Annotated in this window: 14 protein-coding genes and 1 pseudogene; 7 read left to right on the top strand and 8 right to left on the bottom strand. The window is 42.4% G+C overall.

The features are described from left to right. From Q4533_RS17020 to hemC, 5 genes are all read right to left on the bottom strand, one after another. Nucleotides 1-3,397 (bottom strand): retention module-containing protein (locus Q4533_RS17020; RefSeq protein WP_303503473.1); only part of this gene is annotated, 3,397 nt, incomplete at its 3' end. Nucleotides 3,398-3,827: 430 nt separating this feature from the next. Then, nucleotides 3,828-5,000, bottom strand: a complete 1,173-nt coding sequence (locus Q4533_RS17025; RefSeq protein WP_102440239.1) for a heme biosynthesis HemY N-terminal domain-containing protein — start codon at nucleotides 4,998-5,000, stop codon at nucleotides 3,828-3,830. Then, on the bottom strand, nucleotides 4,997-6,202 hold the full coding sequence (locus Q4533_RS17030) for a uroporphyrinogen-III C-methyltransferase (RefSeq protein WP_157936125.1): 1,206 nt from the start codon (nucleotides 6,200-6,202) through the stop codon (nucleotides 4,997-4,999). Before Q4533_RS17030 ends, Q4533_RS17025 begins: the two co-directional genes overlap by 4 nt. Nucleotides 6,203-6,335: 133 nt before the next feature. Next, complete coding sequence (locus Q4533_RS17035; RefSeq protein ID WP_102440237.1) at nucleotides 6,336-7,052, bottom strand: uroporphyrinogen-III synthase; 717 nt, start codon at nucleotides 7,050-7,052, stop codon at nucleotides 6,336-6,338. 5 nt (nucleotides 7,053-7,057) lie between these two features. Continuing rightward, on the bottom strand, nucleotides 7,058-7,987 hold the full coding sequence (gene hemC, locus Q4533_RS17040) for a hydroxymethylbilane synthase (RefSeq protein ID WP_102440236.1): 930 nt from the start codon (nucleotides 7,985-7,987) through the stop codon (nucleotides 7,058-7,060). A gap of 257 nt (nucleotides 7,988-8,244) precedes the next feature. On the opposite strand from hemC, the gene Q4533_RS17045 reads away from it, so the two are divergent. Beyond that, nucleotides 8,245-10,674 (top strand): class I adenylate cyclase, encoded by a 2,430-nt coding sequence (locus Q4533_RS17045; protein ID WP_303503475.1) that lies wholly within the window; start codon nucleotides 8,245-8,247, stop codon nucleotides 10,672-10,674. 67 nt (nucleotides 10,675-10,741) lie between these two features. Here the strand turns inward: Q4533_RS17045 and cyaY are convergent, their stop codons facing one another. After that, nucleotides 10,742-11,071: an iron donor protein CyaY gene (cyaY, locus tag Q4533_RS17050; protein ID WP_076539407.1), complete on the bottom strand. Its 330-nt coding sequence runs from the start codon at nucleotides 11,069-11,071 to the stop codon at nucleotides 10,742-10,744. Between the two features lie 81 nt (nucleotides 11,072-11,152). Here cyaY and Q4533_RS17055 point away from each other — a divergent pair, with 81 nt between their 5' ends. The 6 genes from Q4533_RS17055 (at nucleotide 11,153) to Q4533_RS17080 (ending at nucleotide 15,922) form a co-directional block, all read left to right on the top strand. Continuing rightward, the gene (locus Q4533_RS17055; protein ID WP_241901024.1) at nucleotides 11,153-11,341 is read left to right on the top strand and encodes a lipoprotein; all 189 of its coding nucleotides are present in this window, start codon (nucleotides 11,153-11,155) and stop codon (nucleotides 11,339-11,341) included. Nucleotides 11,342-11,394: 53 nt separating this feature from the next. Then, nucleotides 11,395-12,639: a diaminopimelate decarboxylase gene (gene lysA / locus Q4533_RS17060; protein WP_102476048.1), complete on the top strand. Its 1,245-nt coding sequence runs from the start codon at nucleotides 11,395-11,397 to the stop codon at nucleotides 12,637-12,639. Between the two features lie 45 nt (nucleotides 12,640-12,684). After that, complete coding sequence (gene dapF, locus Q4533_RS17065; RefSeq protein WP_102440233.1) at nucleotides 12,685-13,512, top strand: diaminopimelate epimerase; 828 nt, start codon at nucleotides 12,685-12,687, stop codon at nucleotides 13,510-13,512. 74 nt (nucleotides 13,513-13,586) lie between these two features. After that, nucleotides 13,587-14,219, top strand: a complete 633-nt coding sequence (locus Q4533_RS17070; protein WP_102440240.1) for a DUF484 family protein — start codon at nucleotides 13,587-13,589, stop codon at nucleotides 14,217-14,219. A 69-nt stretch (nucleotides 14,220-14,288) separates the two neighbouring features. Then, a complete protein-coding gene (gene xerC, locus Q4533_RS17075) occupies nucleotides 14,289-15,209 on the top strand; it encodes a tyrosine recombinase XerC (RefSeq protein ID WP_102476047.1) in 921 nt (306 codons plus the stop codon). Then, nucleotides 15,209-15,922 carry an HAD-IA family hydrolase gene (locus Q4533_RS17080; protein WP_102440231.1) on the top strand — a complete coding sequence of 238 codons (714 nt, stop codon included), beginning with the start codon at nucleotides 15,209-15,211 and terminating at the stop codon, nucleotides 15,920-15,922. Before xerC ends, Q4533_RS17080 begins: the two co-directional genes overlap by 1 nt. Before the next feature lie 224 nt (nucleotides 15,923-16,146). Here Q4533_RS17080 and Q4533_RS17085 read toward each other — a convergent pair. Both Q4533_RS17085 and Q4533_RS17090 read right to left on the bottom strand, forming a co-directional pair. Beyond that, nucleotides 16,147-16,638, bottom strand: a pseudogene (locus tag Q4533_RS17085) (hemerythrin domain-containing protein); the annotation flags it as partial. A 148-nt stretch (nucleotides 16,639-16,786) separates the two neighbouring features. After that, entirely contained in the window at nucleotides 16,787-17,947 is a 1,161-nt protein-coding gene (locus Q4533_RS17090) for a kelch repeat-containing protein (protein WP_102531501.1), read from the bottom strand. Nucleotides 17,948-17,991 lie beyond the last annotated feature (44 nt).

The following is a 17,991-nucleotide window of genomic DNA, read 5'->3' on the forward strand; positions in this document are numbered from 1 at the left end:
CAATATCACCATTATCTTCAGCAGTGGCAGTATTACCAGACGGATCAGTCACTTCTGCGACAGCGGTATAATCGCCTTCTGCTAGAGGATCGATAACATCGACTTCGTAACTACCATCAGGATTTACCGTTGTTTCCAGTGTTTGTTCATTGCCAGCACTGTCGGTAACAATAATGGTGATCACTGAGCCAGGCTCTGCATCAGTAGTACCAGTAATTGTGGGGGTGTCATCGTTGCTGCTGTCTGGGGCAATGACTGAAATTACAGGTAGTGTTGTATCTATAACTGCGCTATCAGAGCCTTCAGGGCTAATATTACCAGCACTATCAACGATGGTGGCGACTACTTCAATAGAGTCACCTTCTTCTGGAGCAGGTAGTGTTATATCAACAGATCCATTATCAATATCTACTTGTGTAAGAATGATTTCTTGACCATTAACGACTAATGTGTCACCGGGTTGAGCCCCGGTATCAGTTAGGTCGATGGTGACAGATACTTCAGTATTATTAGCTAATTCCTCTTCACTGATGATGCCATCATTATTAGCGTCGGTGTTGATGATTACGCCAGGAGCACCATCAGTAACAGGAGTCACTTCAATCGTCAATGTAGCTGTATTGTTGGTACTAGTGGTGTATGAAATAACGGGAAGAATACCGTTCCAATTAGTATTGGGGGTGAAAGAATATGATCCATCAGTATTTAATAACAGTTCACCTTCATCAAGTGTCACAGTTGTTCCAGCTGTGTATGTCACGCCATTAATTTCAAAGCTAACTACAGTGAGAACGTCATCGGTATCGGTATCATTATCTAGAACATTACCTGCAGCGATAGTGTCTTCTGCAACAATAATGCTGTCATTTTCTGCCACAGTAGGGATATCATAATCTTCGTTAGCTGTTGCTGTTCCCTTTGCCCCATCAGCTCCGTATCCATAAACAATACCATCAATTACTGTGTCTTCATCGTTTACAAGATCAGTAGCATTGACGTCAACGGAGAATGTACCGTCAGATTGCATAATTGCTTGGTATTCCTGACCATTAATAGTCAGCATGATAATACCTGTTGTGATGGATGCATCTGCAGTAACGGTACCTGTAATGGTAACCATACCAGTGCTTTCATCTGGAGTAAGTAAGTTATCGCCAGTGACGGGATCAATATCTAAAGTAATGGTTGTATTATCAGGAAGATCATTATCATAAATACGTAACGTCGCCTGAGTATCACCTAGTACAGCATTGGTTGGATTAGATAAGTTTATTAGCGCAAATTCAGGGCTACCTTCTACGATTAAATCATCTGTAATAGGGACGCTAATATAAGCTGTAGTTTCACCAGGGAGGAAAGTCACAGTGCCACTTACATTAGTGAAATCTTCACCGAATAAAGCGGTTAGCTCTTCTGAGCTATAATCAAGGGTAATGGTTTCTGTGCTTGGTTCACTTAACGTCAGCGTGAATAATGCAAACTCCATTCCTTCTACAACAACGGCGTAGTCAATATCGACAACAGGTAAGTCTGAACCGTTACCGTCGTTATCAAAAATGGCAAATTCTAGTTCTTCATCATAAACATTTTCACCAGTAACTATGGCATTGAAATATTCAGTTGGTTCAATAATGGCATCATCAAAAATAGGCACGCGAATTAGGATGCTATTGTTACCTGCTTCAAGGTTGAAGCTAAATATAGGTCTAGCAAGAACATCACTTGAATCAATCCCTCCTACAGTCATGGTCTGCCACGTTAGGCCACCATCATTCGAGTATTCAAGAGGAACTAAATAATCATCAGCATATTCGGCAATTGGGTAACCGAGTTGCTCACTGAGTAATTCACTGGTGAAAGTGATGAACAGTTCTTGATCGGTTTCAAATGTGAGTTCACTATTTAAAGTGAATTGATTAAAACCAACATCTTCAAAAACATCTGGAATATTAGCAGATAGATGTGATTTATATTGATCTTGGGTCGCTGAAGTGACGTCTCTGAAGACGGTCCAATCTTCTACACGGTAATCAATACTTAGGCCTTCAAGATCGTATTGGGTAATACCTTCATTTAAGATAATGACAAAATTGCCATCACCTAAATCTTGTAAAGTCCCAATGTCCTCAAAAGCTGCGCTGAGTCTAACATTGCTAACCAATAAGTTTTGGTCGATAACCTGTTGGCCTACAGCACCTTCTAGTAAATCGTTGGCTGAGAAAGTAATTTGACCATCTAATTCATTATAGTTGTAGGTAATTAACCCACCGGGTACGTCAAGGATATCTACGGTACGTTCGTCATGTTCATCAGGGGTTCTATCGCCTGCAATGTCATCAATGGTATCTGCAACATGCTCCATCGCAATGGTTTCAAATACATTTTGGCCATCTTCTTGTCTTTCGGTATCACGGGTAAAAATAATACCTAATTCAGCAAGTACTTGAGAGATCATCTCTTTACCTGCTGTTGCTATATTTAATGGTTGGCCCGTGGTGGGATCAATATAATTGGCTAATGCTTCGTGAACGGATAATAAGATATTGATATTAGTGCTGTAGCTGTCATCAATATTAACCAGACTATTGGTATTTAAAATACCGTCATCAATACCGTCGGATAAATCGTTATCCAAGGCTTGAAGGAAAATAGCCATGTTCTCAACATAATCCATGTTGGTATCAGACAGCAAAGTGCCAGCAATATCCTGTAGGAATAAAATATCCCCTTGAATAACATCGGCGCTAAAAGTAGCAATAGTGACGCCACCGACCATGAAAGTAATAGTGTCGCCAGGAAGGTAAGCAAATGATCCCGGTGAACCCAAATCACCGGTAAAACCTGATAATCCAGAAGAGGTGGTAAAGGATACGCCATTGACAAAATTATCGGTAAACTGAGCTACATTAAAGTTGTTATTTAGCGCATCAACGCCATCATCACCTAATGAAAGACTCGCGGTTAAAATATCTGGTGCATCAAAAGAGGTATCAAAGCCTGCTGTAGCAATAGTTTCCGAGCCTTCACGAGCTAATGAAGCGAAATCACTACCACCTTGATTTGTTGCTGTCTCACCTGCTGCGGTTTCAGGTAGTTCAGCGGTTGGATCTTCACCGGATTCAATTAATGCCTGTAGGGCTTCAATCTCAGTGAGCTCATCTGTGGTCATATCTATGATAGTTTCGGCCGATAAGTTTTCAGCTATGTTGTCACCATTGAGAATAGTGCCATCGTCAAAGGTCACCACAAACGCAATGCCATCGGCTACTTGGAGTTCTGCCCCTGCAGGAATAGTATCTCCTGGAAGAATGTTTTTTGTTTCATTGTTCAATGTGAGAGTAATCTCTCCATTAGTTGAATTTAAAACACCATTTTTTGTCGTTACAACAGAACTCATGACCTTAGCTCCAATAACCCGCATTTAACCTGATATTCATAGTGTTAGCATAACTATGCATATCGAGGCATTTGCTGTTATAAGTTTGAAAGTTAAATTAACCGCAAGTTAACAATTTTAGCAGTAGCCTTACTATAGGTCAATTTTTTGACCATCTAGTTCTTCGTAATAAACTAATGAATTTAAGAGGGAAATAGAAAAGTCTTGTAAATCAGTACAACTAAGTGATTACAGGCAAATGTTAAATTTTTAATACATTAGCATTAGGTGATGTTGGTAGGCTATTCATGAGATATTTGTTGCTAGATTAGCTTGTTTCACGTAGAAAAAAGCGATAAAAAAACCTGCCAAATGGCAGGCTTTAGTGTCTAACTGATTATAGGAAGCGATTAATTCATTATGAAATTATTGCTTAACATTTGCATAAGTTTTACTCGCTAGCATTAGCCGCTTTTCGATAACTTTGTAGTGCAGCGGTATTTTCACCGAGTTGCTCTTGCACTTGTGCTAATGCCAACCAATGCTGTCGTAATGGTGATACGTCACATACTTTTGTCCAGTGCTCTTTTGCGACTTTAGTATCACGTTTTTGCATGGCTAACTTGGCTAAACACACTTGATATCCAGCATCATGCTCATGGGTTTGCTGGTAACGTTGCAGTAGTTTTCTTATTTCATCATCGTCAGCATCTAGTATGTGGGGCAAGGCCGATAAAATGCTGTTACTGGGTTCGACTTTCAAACTCTTAGAAAGCAGCTTTAAGGCATCTTTTTTACGTTCATACTGGCATAAGCCGCGAGCATAAATGGCGATGAGAGTCGGTTGACTGCGCTCTGTTTTACTAAGCCAGTGCCAACACTTCTCAAGATCTTGTTCGTTAGATTCAGTTGCAGCAGTCAATAGGGCAATATTAGTTTGTTGCTCTATATTATTAAATATCTCATCAGTAACGATTTGACGTTTTTTAATAGCAGGTAAAAGTAACTTTAATGCTTGCCAGTCACCCTGTAACTGATATAAATCCAAGGCTAATTTTAGCACTGGGGTTTTACTTTTACTGGTTGGATTGAGTAATTGTAGCTCTATTCTCGCCTCAGCTAATTGACCCTGTTGGATAAGGTAGCGAGTTTTTGAGGTTCTGGCTGCGGTTTGTGCTAGCGGATCTTCTGCCGCTTGAGCTAAATATTGATCACGGGCTTGGCTATTGTGTTGATGATGAGCAGCGCGGGCGGCGGCAAATAAATTCAAAGCCGGCAGTTCGCCTTTTGCTGCGCCTTTAGACATGGCTTTTTCAGCACTAGGCCAGTCTTCTTCTGCCAGTGCTAAGGCCCCTTGTAAGGTATGTTTTTTAGCGGCTTGTTTGCGCCAGCGATCAGGTAAATAGCGGCTATGAATAATGATATTCAGTAGGAAAATAATCAGCCATTCAACTATCTGTAGCGCTGCATAAAATAAAATTAACCCCAGTAAACCAAAGACTAAACTGGTTTCTATTTGATAATCGCCCGCCGCAATATAAATATAGCCTGTGTTGCCGATGATAAATGGGCTGATACAAAAACCGATTAAAATGATAATCACATATGCAAGAGTTTTAATCATGACTGTGGTTCCTCTGCTGGAACCAACTCACCGTAAGTAATGAGCTGCTGAAGTAATCGGGTAGACTCAAATTTTTGCTGGTTTATTTCTTCAATGGTGACCGTCATTAGTGCATCTAAAGCCCGCAGCGCTTCTTGGGTTTTATCTTCGTCTAAATCAAAGTATTGCTGGATCCACGTTCGCGCAAAGCCAACCGATTGGCGATAATTAACTTGATCATGTTGATACAGGGCTAACTGAGCTTGGAGTAATTTATTGCGGATATTTTCAACCAGATACCATTGCTGATCTGGGGCTAGTAGCGGCTCAAGATCTGTAGTGCGCTTACGAATAGTGATAAAACCATCCGTTACTGAATGCCAAGTCTTGGCTAAATTACTTTGCCAGTCATCTACTGAATCTGAGATGGCATTTTGCTCCGCCAAGTCTTCTGCTGCTTGGGCTTTGGCGCGATTTAACGGCAAAGTATCTAACTGGTTAAGTATGCCATCAATAGCGTAAATGGTGCCTGCCACATCAGTGGTTTTGATGGAATTAGTTCGGGCGAGATCATTGGCAAGTGCGCGGCGTATCGGCAATAAGGTGGGATCTTTCATTGCTTCAATACGCTCATCAGCAGATGTTAATAAACTTGCTGCTGTTTTAGGGTCGTTTTCAAGAGCCAGTTTTCTAGCTGCCATACGGACTAAGTATTCAGCTTCAGATGCCATCCAGTTATTTGGATTACGCTGAGCCAGTGTAGCGACCCGTTGCTGTAATTGCTGTTGTGATTTAGCTAACTGCGCTTGTTGCTGATAAGCCTGTGAATTTTGCTGTTGCTGGGCTTCTAATACTGCAATGCGTTTATTGGGTTCTACCAGCGCTTGCGTGACTTGACTACCTATTACGCTGGTTTGTTGGTTTTGAGTTTGCAGCTGCTGTTTTTGCTCTTGCAGTTCCATCCATAGCAGATAGCTTAGGCCTATTCCGCCAATGGCAATGATCAGGCAAATAAGAATACTGAAACGCACCCACCATGAACTTTTACTACGGTGTTTTTTTTCTGGGCTAGCCTCAGAGTTTGTGGCTTGCTTTTGTGTGGTTGATGAGGGATTTTCTGACTCAGGTTCGCTCACTTTATCTGCTTCGATAACAGGAGTTGATTCAATCACATCATTGTCTGAATGAGCTTGTTGATTAGGATCTTGTTTGTTGTGTTCCATGAGCTGTCCTTGAGTACCTAGTTTGATCATCCACAGTGCGACCAAATCATTAATGCGAGCAAAAACACGATAAGGCAAAGTTACAGTTTGGCAGGATTAAACATTATCGCAAATACAAATGACTAGCTAATGATTAAACAGATAATGCAGCTAAAACAGCTTGAGTATTCGCGCCACTTGCATTGGTGACGTGAGTTAACCCGACTATTTTTGCTCTTTGCTCCACTCGATTACTGGGGACTATGATATGACATGATTGCAACCATGCAAATAACTCTTTTGGAACAAGTTTAATTAGATTCTCTAGCACATCGCCACTGGTGACGATTATGGTATCAATGCCGAATTGCTGCCACTGACTGCAAACCAAGGCTGAATCTAGCTTTGGCAGACTGCGTTGGTAGACTTCCCAGTAGCAAACATTGGCCTGTCTGAGAGTCAGTTGCTCAGCGATAGTTTCGCGGCCGCCAATACCTCTTACGATAACAATGTGTTGATTTTTAATATCGCTTAATGATGTCAGTGATAATAAGCCTTCACTGTCCTGGCTGTCTTCAGGGGCAATTTCAGGAGTGATGTTATATTGCGACAGGGCATCAGCGGTGGCTTGGCCAACGGCGTAATAGCGACAATCTGGAAATTTATCATTAAGGCTAATGGCTGCAAACTTTACCGCATTAGTGCTAATAAAAATTAAGCTGTCAGCTTGGGTGAGGGTGTTGGGGTTAATCCGGTTGTGAGTAGGTACCACAGCTAATAAAGGAGTGACCATGAAGTCGACTCCTTTCGCTTTAAGCTTATCTGCCATAGCTTGATTGCGCCCCTCAGGGCGCGACAGTAAGACTTTCATCTCGATTACTGGTTGTAAACAGCGTCTAGAATGGTTTTAGCACCGCGGCTAAGTAAATCTTCAGCCAGTTGCTCACCTAATGCAACCGCATCAGTTTTTAAACCAGTCACATTACCTTCAATGATTTGGCTGCCATCAGGGTTACCCACTAGGCCACGAAGATGTAAGCTATCGCCATCAATTTCAGCATAAGCACCGATTGGTACCTGACAGCCACCTTCTAAGCGCATATTCATCGCTCTTTCGGCAAAAACACGGTAACGAGTTTCTAAATGCTCAAGTGGCGCAAGCAATGCTTTAACGCGTTCGTCATTCATGCGGCACTCAATGCCGACAGCGCCTTGGCCATTTGCAGGTAGTGAGTCTTCAGCTGAAATAAAGCTGGCAATACGCTCATCAAGTTTTAGGCGGATAAGACCTGCAGCAGCAAGGATAATCGCATCGTAATCGCCGCTATCTAATTTAGCTAAGCGAGTACCGACATTGCCACGTAAGTCTTTAATGACGAGATCTGGGCGAGCCGCACGGATTTGACATTGACGACGAAGACTTGAAGTACCCACAACAGCGCCTTGTGGTAATTCTTCAATGGTTTTGTAAGTGTTTGATACGAATGCATCACGTGGATCTTCACGCTCACAAATCACTTGTAAACCTAGACCTTCAGGGAAGTCTACCGGTACATCTTTCATTGAATGCACCGCGATATCAGCGCGATTTTCAAGCATGGCAACTTCAAGTTCTTTAACAAAAAGACCTTTACCGCCAACTTTAGCCAGAGGCGTATCTAAAATAACGTCTCCTTTTGTGCTCATTGGTAATAGCTCTACGGTTAAATCTGAATGAATACGTTCAAGTTCTGCTTTTACGAATTCTGCTTGCCACATTGCAAGTGGGCTTTTACGTGTAGCGATACGAATAACATTTTGAGACATGCCAAAGAGTTCCATCAATAGACTTAATTGCAATAATGCTAACATTGCCAGAAAGCAGATGTAACAAATCGATAGCGATTGTTTGAACTATGCACGTAGTTTTTTTGTGATGCAGATCTCATTTGCTGGTGTATTTAAATAAAAGTGCTAACATGATCACGTTTCTACTAATTTATTTAACGCTAATCAACATGGTTTTTAACTGCGCTGCAGTATGTTGATAATTAGTAACTTAGTGCTAGTAACAGGATGATACTTTGAATCAAAAGGTTTATCGCTCCATCGAGATAGCTAATCAACTCAATCTTGTTCGATATGAACGGGTTAAATCCTTATTGTCGCCAATTCAGCAACAGCTTTTCGATATCATTCCTTATTTGATCCATCATCATAATGTGCAACTGCCCGGCAGTAACTCCGCTTTAACGCCTTTTGGGATCAGCCAATTTGACATGACACCTGCTATGGAACAGGCGCGTCACAGTCTGCATTTACCCAGTTTAGATCTGCAAGCAGCCCAGCCCAGTGCGTTCGAAGGAGTGTATTCCATGGGCAGCACCGCAAGTTTTGGCCAAAACCCTAAAAGTGATGTTGATGTGTGGTTGGTTTACAAATCAAGCTTAAGTCATGCTGATTTAGCATTAGTTACTGAAAAAACAGACCAATTGACTCAGTGGTTTGCAAGTTTTGATTTTGAAGTGAATTTTTATCTGGTACACCCATTACAGTTTAGAGAATGCAGCGCATTTGATAATTGTTACAGCTCCCTTGGCGAAGAGCACAGTGGCAGCACCCAGCATTGGTTATTATTAGAAGAATTTTATCGCTCCCATATTCGTTTGTCTGGTAAAGCGGCGGGGTGGTGGCCGGGTGCTGACGCTGATAACGAAGTGTTGTTTTTAGGCGATGTGCAATCCATGCCGGCAACTGAATATTTTGGCGCCTCATTATGGCAACTCTATAAGGGGCTCAATAAACCCCATAAAGCCTTGCTTAAGGTATTGCTGCTGGAAACCTATGCCGCAGAGTACCCGCAAGCAAATTTTATTACCCAGCAGATTTGGCAACAGTGCCTGCAAGGGGATTTTACTGAATCCAATGATGCCTATTTAATTTTATATCAGCGTATTGAAGCATATCTACTCGGGCGACGGGACACGCGCCGCCTCGAAATTGTCCGCCGTTGTTTTTATCTTAAGTGTGGGGTCAATTTAACAAATCGCTGCGTGGCCAGAGATTGGCGCAGAGATAAAATGCAGCAATTGGTTGAGGACTGGGGTTGGCCCCATAGTTTGTTAGAAACACTGGATAACAGCCAGCACTGGCATTCAGGGCAACTGAAATGGTTTAACAAGCAGCTTAATGAATTGCTACTAATCAGTTATCGCACCTTATTGGACTTTGCCTCAAAACAAGCATTAAGCGATCGCTTTAGAGTGGAAGAGTTAGGGATCCTTGCCCGTAAACTTCATACTTATTTCAGTGACGATGAGCATCAATTATTACCTTTAAACAAGCTGTGGAGCAGCTCAATAATCGAGCCTCATTTAACCATTATCCATAGCCTTAAAGAGTCACGATTTTATTTATATCGCCAGCCGCATAATTCTGGGCAGCTATTGGGTGAGTCAGCCATTATTAAAGCCGACACACCCACAGCATTGATTGCGTGGGCGGTGATGAATGATATTTCTACTGCGGACACTCAGTGGCAAGAGTATGGCCGCAGTAAACACCGTAAAGCCCGCTTGACTCAATTGGCATTAAGCCTTAATCCGTTGATGACGGCGACAAGCAAAGTCTCCAAAGCTGAATTGTGTCAGCCATTTTTTTATAAAAAAATTATTGTTGTGGCCAATCTTGATAAAGACCCAACCATCAAGTGGCAAGGGCAAGAGATCATGATTGATTACATGAACTCCAATGTTTTTTCCTTAGGCAAAAAACAGCAAAATATGTTGTCTACCATTGATATCATTTGTCTCAATAGTTGGGGCGAGTGGCAGTGTCATCGTTTTAAAGGTCCATTGGGATTATTAGAGGCGCTGTCTTTTGTTGCTATAGGCTTAAAATGTAAACCTGAGCAAGTAGAAATTAATATTGTCGCCTGTGCCCAGCGGCTGAAAAAACAATTACATGATGCGCTGCAGGGGATTTTTTCTCAATGCGTCAAATACTGTTATGAGGCGCGCACTTTCTCAGGGTTAATGCATCCGTTACAGCTTGGCGGCCATCGTTATGGTTTATATTTTAATCCCATGGGTTTGGTGTATAACCTCTTGGGTGATGACGCGGTTAAAGCTGGGCCGATAAAAGTGCAGCGTTTTAAAAAGCCGCAGCTGAATGCGCCAGCTGCCATCATCAAAGCTGATCCCTACGGCGGTATCCCCAATGTGATTAAGTTGTATATTTCCAAAGGGGCAAAGCAATACTTTTTACGCCAGCGACCTGATGTTTTAGATGTGTTTATTATTGATGAAGCAAACGAGCTTAAACATCAATTATATGAAAATATGTCGATGCAGGAGTTGGTGGAAAAAGAAAGCCACAGTTTTGCATTTGAGCAGGGGGTATCATCACAGCATTATTTTAATATGCCGCAATTTTTTAAATTAGAAAGAATAAACGGTGAGTTAAACGTGGTGCCATTTGGGGTGATGATAAATGAATTGAGTTCAGACTTCTAAACCCAATTCAGTTTTGCTGACATTATCACTTTAGATATCGACAATTTGAGCTAGTACACCTGAGGGATTAAATCGCCAGCGAAATACCGCTTTGCTTTTTAATTGACTCAATCACAAACGGCATGAATATATTGTCATTACGCTCATCAAACCACTTTCCATCAACTAACGCAAAGTGATAACCACCAAAGCGAGTCGCAATCCAGAGCTCATGTAACGGCTCTTGTTTATTGATGACGATTTGCGAACCATCTTCAAACTCAAGCTGTAAAACATTACCACTGGCATTGATGTCTACATCGGCATCTTGCTCGTCAATAGCAGCTTCAATGGCATTTTCTATCTTGCTGAACATCTCATCTGCCAATTGATGAAACTCTGTATCTGTCATAGCCATGCATTTCAATCCTTGTGCTTTCTAGGTTATGAATGCGATTATAAGGCTATAACTCCCCAGATGCATAGAATGTTGAGAAAAATGAGACTGTTTTTATTCGTAATGCTTGCTAGCCTATCCATTATAGGCTGCGGACAAAAAGGCCCTTTATATAAAACTCCTGACGCAGAAACCAATCAGGAACAGCGAAAACCGCCAGAGTCTACCCTTGAGGAAAACCAAGTTAAACCTCAGACTCAGTCTCAACAATTGCCTCAAAAGCTAGGTTAAAGCCGCCTTTATCGCATAAAAGTATTACAGAATAATAAACAAGGAATCGCATAGTGGATCATTTTATTTATCAACAAGACAGCTTATTTGCTGAAGGCTGCTCAGTAGAGCAATTGGCTCGTGAGCATGGTACGCCGCTATATATTTATTCGCGCGCAACCTTAGAGCGCCATTGGCATGCCTTTGATAATGCCGTGGCAACGCACCCTCATTTAATTTGTTATGCCGTTAAAGCTAACTCTAACCTTGCGGTGCTGAACGTATTAGCACGTTTAGGCAGTGGCTTTGATATTGTTTCTGGCGGTGAATTAGCCCGGGTTATTACCGCTGGCGGCGACCCTAAAAAAGTGGTTTTTTCTGGGGTTGGTAAAACAACGGCGGAAATGGAACAAGCACTGAATATTGGTATTTATTGCTTTAATGTTGAATCAAGCGCTGAGCTTGAGCAACTTAATGAGGTAGCTGGCCGTTTAGGTAAAGTGGCCCCAATATCATTGCGAGTTAACCCAGATGTGGATGCCGGCACTCACCCGTATATTTCTACCGGGCTTAAAGAAAACAAATTTGGTATCGCCATGGATGAAGCTGAGCAAGTGTTCGCTCGCGCCCATAGTTTGCCTAATCTAGATGTTAAAGGGGTTGATTGTCATATTGGCTCACAGTTAACTGAAATGCGCCCGTTTTTAGATGCCATGGACCGAATGCTAGCGCTAATTGACCGCTTAGCAGTGCAGGGCATTGAAATTAAGCATTTCGATGTCGGTGGTGGCTTAGGGGTGACTTATGATGGTGAAACTCCGCCGCATCCTGATGTGTACGCCGCCGCCTTACTTGAGCGCTTGGGCGATCGACCACTAAAATTGATATTTGAACCCGGGCGCGCCATTGCAGCTAACGCCGGCATTTTTGTCACTCAAGTGTTGTCATTAAAAGAAAACAGCGATAAGCGCTTTGCTATTGTGGATGGCGCCATGAACGATCTCATTCGTCCGTCGTTGTATTCAGCTTGGCAAAACATTATCCCTGTTAACCAAACTGCGGCGCAAACCTTTGCTTATGATGTGGTCGGCCCAGTCTGTGAAACCGGTGACTTTTTAGGTAAAGACCGTCAGTTAAATGTGGCAGCAGGTGACTTTTTAGCTGTACGTTCAAGTGGGGCATATGGCTTTGTGATGGCATCTAACTATAACTCTCGTCCACGTGTGGCAGAGGTCATGGTCGATAAAGATCAAAATCAAGTGATCCGTGAGCGTGAAAAGATTGAACAATTGTGGCAAGGTGAACATATACTGCCGTAATAGTTTATCAATACGTTCATAATAGTTCGATAAAGGAAGACACTTTTGATCCAATTCACCAAGATGCATGGTCTAGGTAATGATTTTATGGTGGTTGATGGCGTAACACAGAATGTGTTTTTTTCGCCAGATCAAATTCGCCGATTAGCCGATCGTAACTTCGGGATCGGTTTTGATCAGCTGCTATTAGTCGAGCCGCCTTACGACCCAGATTTAGATTTTCATTACCGCATATTTAATGCAGATGGTAGTGAAGTTGAGCAGTGTGGCAATGGCGCCCGCTGCTTTGCGCGTTTTGTGCGTAACAAAGGGTTAGTCAATAAATACAAAATCCGCGTTAGCACCAGCTCAGGTAAAATGACCCTGCGCTTAGAGCGTGATGGCAGCGTTACCGTGAATATGGGCGTGCCTATCACAGAGCCCAGTAAAATCCCATTTCGGGCCAAACGCAGCGAAAAAACCTATTTATTAACAAGCCCCAAGCAAACGTTTCTTTGTGGTGCCATTTCTATGGGCAACCCCCATTGTGTATTAGATGTGGATGATGTTGCCACTGCAGAGGTGGAAGAAATTGGCGCTATGCTGACCCGTCATGAGCGTTTCCCTAAAGGGGTTAACGTTGGCTTTATGCAAGTGGTTAATCGTGGCCATATTAAGCTTAGAGTCTATGAGCGCGGCGCAGGTGAAACATTGGCTTGTGGTACCGGCGCTTGTGCTGCAGTGGCCATTGGGATTTTGCAAAATAAGTTAGATAACCAAGTTAAAGTTGACTTACCCGGTGGTAGTTTAAACATTAACTGGGAAGGTGAGGGCAAGCCGTTATGGATGACTGGACCTGCTGAACATGTATTTGATGGACAAATCCAGTTATGACCGATGTAATTAATACCAAAAAAATGCTCGCCCAAAATGCCAAAGCAGCAGCTGATTTGGGCGCTGACTTAAGCATGCCGACATTATCGATGGAGGATTTAGCCATCGATGAGCACCTGATCCGCGAGTATTTGCTGCAAAATCCAGAGTTCTTTAATCGTTACCCTGAATTATTGCTGGCGATGCGTTTATCTCATCACGAACGCGGCGCAGTGTCATTGGTCGAGCGCAGGCAAGAAATGCTGCGCACCCGAGTTACCCAGCTTGAAGAAGAAATTACCTCATTAATGAAGATAGCCACCGAGAACGAGAAAATTTTTCGCTTTAATCGGCAGTTATCCTTAGACATTCTAAAGTGTGAAGATTTAGGCCAATTAAGACAGTTGGTGTCACAAAGCCTTAAGCAAGAGTTCGGCTTTACCCATGTAAGGCTGATAACCGTGCATGATATTGACAGCGAATTGGCTAAGATTTGGCGTCAGCGTATTCAGCAAGGTTATTATTTTGGCCGCTTAACCCAATCAGAGTCTAAGCGTTTATTTGGTGGCGAAGTCGGCTCAGTAGCATTGACCAAGCTGTCAGATGAAAATGGTCAGGTGATTTTTGGGGTTGCATCAGCTGATGCGGCGCATTTTCATCCGGATATGGATAATTTGTTTTTTGAACAAATACGCGATTTACTCGACCATATGCTGCCGAAATTTTAAATGTCACAACTTTTTTAAGCTTTAACATTACTGTTTTAGCTTTATCATGATCTGCTTGGAGGTAGTGTTATGAGTCAGCTAAGTTGGTTAGCCTCATTTGAACGCTACCTTATTTCAGAGCGACAATTATCCCCCTATAGTGTGCGCAACTATTTGTATGAAATTAATCGTGCCAGCAAAATAATATTTACTCACAATGAGTTAACCGAGAATGATGATTCATGGTTAGCGGTAAGCCGTGAGCAATTACAAGCCGTTCTCGCCAAACTTCACCGTCAAGGCTTAAGCCCGCGTTCTTTATCACTGTGTTTATCTTCCCTTAAGCAATTTTTTGAATTTTTAGTGCGTGAGCAAGTGATTGATGCCAATCCAGCTAAAAACCTCAATGCCCCCAAGCAAGCTAAGCCTTTACCAAAAAATATGGACCTAGATGCGGTTACGCATTTATTGGATATTGATGCTAGCGACCCCTTAAGTAAACGAGATAAAGCCATTATGGAGCTGTTTTATTCCAGCGGCTTACGTTTAGCAGAGCTTGCGAGTTTAAATATTCACGATATTGATTTTCAGCAACAGGAAGTCAAAGTCATGGGTAAAGGCAGTAAACAGCGGATTGTGCCTGTGGGTAAAATCGCCCTTAGCGCATTACAAACTTGGCTTGATTCGCGGGCTGAAATGCCATCAGCTGACGCGGGTGATGCGCTATTTATCAGCCAACAGGGAAAACGTTTATCACACCGTAGTATTCAACTGCGGATGAATAAATGGGGTCAGCAGCAAGCATTATCTGCAAAAGTTCACCCGCATAAATTGCGCCATTCCTTTGCAACGCATATGCTTGAATCAAGTGCTGATTTAAGAGCGGTGCAAGAATTGCTGGGTCATGCCAATCTGTCAACGACCCAAATCTACACCAGCCTTGATTTTCAGCACTTAGCGAAAGTGTATGATGGCGCTCACCCTAGAGCGAAAAAAGCCAAGGGGAAATAATGAAACAATACCTAAGACTGAAACCGTTTAAAGCCATTAGTTTTGATTTGGATGACACCTTGTACGACAACGTGTCGCACATTATTAAAGCGGAAGCTGAAATATCGCATTTTATGCAAGATAACTTTAAAGCGCCGTTAAATTGGGGGATCTCCCAGTGGCGCTTGTTGAAATCTCAGGTGATTGCAGAGCACCAAGAGTTGGCCCATGACACCACCGCCGCCCGTTATGAAGTGTTACGCCAAGGCTTACTGCAATGGGGTTATAGTGAAGCACAAGCTAGCCAAGGTGCCCAACAAGGGATGCAATGTTTTAGCTTTCATCGTAGCGATTTTAAGGTAACGGAGGAGGTATTGAGTTGCCTTGCCAACTTAGGAAAGCACTTTCCGTTAGTGGGTATTACTAATGGTAATGTGGATGCAACGCGCATTGGTCTTGATGACGTATTGCAATTTGTGCTGCATCCTGGACACGGGGTTAGGATGAAGCCCTACAGTGACTTATTTGATCTCAGTTGCCGCCATTTAGCCATCAAGCCCAGTGAGTTACTGCATATTGGCGATCATACAATCAGTGATGTGTTAGGTGCCAGAAAAGCGGGTTGTCAAAGTGTGTGGTTAAATCATCAAGCGAGTGACAACAGGCAAGCTAAATATATTTTACCCCATATTGAAATCCATCAATTAGATGATCTTACAAGCTTGTTTGGCTAATATTTTTAGCAATATCTATTTGTAAAAGAGTTTATTTTAACTCCCTTACTTTGAACTGTGTTTTTCAAATTATAAGTGCCTTAACGGGCATTTTTTGGCTGCTTTTGGCGAAAAATAGCCAAAAAAAAATGGTTCTGCTGGGGAGCAAGAACCATTAAACATGATGAATGTTAAATTGGAGCGAAAACAATGATGAAACTGGGATAAAACAAATCTGGCTCTATTTACAGTGCTAATGCCGCTGGAAATAACAGGTTATTTTCAATATTAATATGGGTCTGTAAGTCTGCATCAAACTCAGCAAGTGTCTTGTAACACTTCTGCCAAGTACTACAAGCGCCTTCAGGAGCTTGATAGTTTTGGGTTAATTCTCGTAATTGTTGCAAGATGGTGCCAGCATGGTCATGCTCGTGTTCCATGGCATTGATTGGGTTACCGATATGACCAAAGCACCCGTTCACTTCCAAGCCATCACCTAAACGTCTCATGGCAGGAAACAAAATTTGTTCTTCCTTCATAAGATGTGGCATTAAGTCTGAAACCAAGGCCTGTACAAGGTTAGCTAAAGGCTGAATTTCTGCATGGTCGCTAGCATGTGCTTGCACCATTCTTTGGGTGTATTCCACCAGTAAAGGCGCCGTTTCACGTACATATTGATGATGAGTCACTTCAATATAATCAATGAGTGATGCGAGGGGCAGTGCCTGTAATTGCTCAAAGCTTGAAGCTGTGGTCATGAATATTCCAAAGATGCATATAATTTACATGCATATTATATGCATCTTTAAGTTGCTCAATACAAGCACCATAAAAGTGTTATCTGGATCACGTTTTATGGCGCAATATGTCTCTTTATGAGTACTGCTATTGAGTGCAACCTTGATCAGTTTTTAGCGGTGAGCTCAACACAAGATTACTGACTTTTTGCTCGCTCACCATGCCGCCAATTCTTAGCAGCTTATCTTGATGACAAATGAGGCCGCGATGATCCATTGAGGGTGTTGCAAGCCTTATTGGGGTAAGCCAGCTGTTGCTAGCAAAGTCGAAGCTATATTGATATTGCTGTGGGGTACTGGGAGCGCCGTTATAACCGATACCACTATAATTGTATGGGTTGTCACTGCCACCAATAAAGATGGCGTAGCCTGCTTTGTTATTGTCTCTATCACTGTCTTTATTGCTATTTTTATTAGAGCCTACACCTGTTGCCGCCATTCTATAATGCGCAATAGCAGGCTTGTTCATGTCACTTTTTGCCGTCTTAGCAACAGAATAATGTGGCAGTAATTGCCAACTAATTCTTAAATGATTCTCTGGGTTCAGTTCACCATATAAACACACGGGTGATGATGCATAGCTGCGACGTTTACCTATATTAGCCTGAACTTTCACACCATCGCACAAGACAATTTTATTGTTAACCATGGCCACCGCTTGACCAAACACCGCCGGGGCAGGTATCGGACTTGCCTGAGACCAAGTATCGGTTTGAGTGTCATACACTTGCACTAAATTAACATTGCCGTCGTTGTGCCAACCACCAAATAAATATACATAGCGTTGTTGGTAAACACTGGCAGCCGTGTCATCAACAGCGACGGGCATGTCGGCAATACGTTGGTACTCATTAGCGCTGATGTCGAAACGGTAATTATCGACAGTGCTAATTTCTTCATGATTTTTAGCCACAGTGTAGCCACCAAAAACATAAGCTTGATCATCAACACCCACAGCTATAGAAGCTAATCTTCCAGCCAAAGGCGCGACAAAAGGAACATCTTTAATGGGCTGCCATTGGTTATTGGGACTCGATAAATCAAGCGCCCACGCTTTATTATGCACCGCGAGATAATCTTTTGCTTCAGCAAGCCCGGTAAAACTCAGTAAATACTGGGCATTATCTGTAGTGACTTTGGCGATGGCATTATTTGAAACTGACTCAGGCAAGGGCGCATAGGTTGCAAAAGCAATCGGTGCAGAAATGATTAATAAGATAGCCGAGTTGAGTTTTAAAGGCAGTTTCATGTAAATCCTTTTGTGGGTTAGCACTGTATTTATTAGTGTAGCGA

It is taken from the genome of Shewanella sp. 6_MG-2023 (assembly GCF_030547195.1).
GTDB lineage: Bacteria > Pseudomonadota > Gammaproteobacteria > Enterobacterales > Shewanellaceae > Shewanella.

Excerpts from the sequence above, each read along its gene's own strand:
- Q4533_RS17025 (WP_102440239.1), bottom strand. The coding sequence starts at position 5,000 with ATGATTAAAACTCTTGCATATGTGATTATCATTTTAATCGGTTTTTGT.
- Q4533_RS17030 (WP_157936125.1), bottom strand. The coding sequence starts at position 6,202 with ATGGAACACAACAAACAAGATCCTAATCAACAAGCTCATTCAGACAAT.
- Q4533_RS17035 (WP_102440237.1), bottom strand. The coding sequence starts at position 7,052 with ATGAAAGTCTTACTGTCGCGCCCTGAGGGGCGCAATCAAGCTATGGCA.
- hemC (WP_102440236.1), bottom strand. The coding sequence starts at position 7,987 with ATGTCTCAAAATGTTATTCGTATCGCTACACGTAAAAGCCCACTTGCA.
- cyaY (WP_076539407.1), bottom strand. The coding sequence starts at position 11,071 with ATGGCTATGACAGATACAGAGTTTCATCAATTGGCAGATGAGATGTTC.
- Q4533_RS17055 (WP_241901024.1), top strand. The coding sequence starts at position 11,153 with ATGAGACTGTTTTTATTCGTAATGCTTGCTAGCCTATCCATTATAGGC.
- Q4533_RS17070 (WP_102440240.1), top strand. The coding sequence starts at position 13,587 with ATGCCGACATTATCGATGGAGGATTTAGCCATCGATGAGCACCTGATC.
- xerC (WP_102476047.1), top strand. The coding sequence starts at position 14,289 with ATGAGTCAGCTAAGTTGGTTAGCCTCATTTGAACGCTACCTTATTTCA.
- Q4533_RS17080 (WP_102440231.1), top strand. The coding sequence starts at position 15,209 with ATGAAACAATACCTAAGACTGAAACCGTTTAAAGCCATTAGTTTTGAT.
- Q4533_RS17090 (WP_102531501.1), bottom strand. The coding sequence starts at position 17,947 with ATGAAACTGCCTTTAAAACTCAACTCGGCTATCTTATTAATCATTTCT.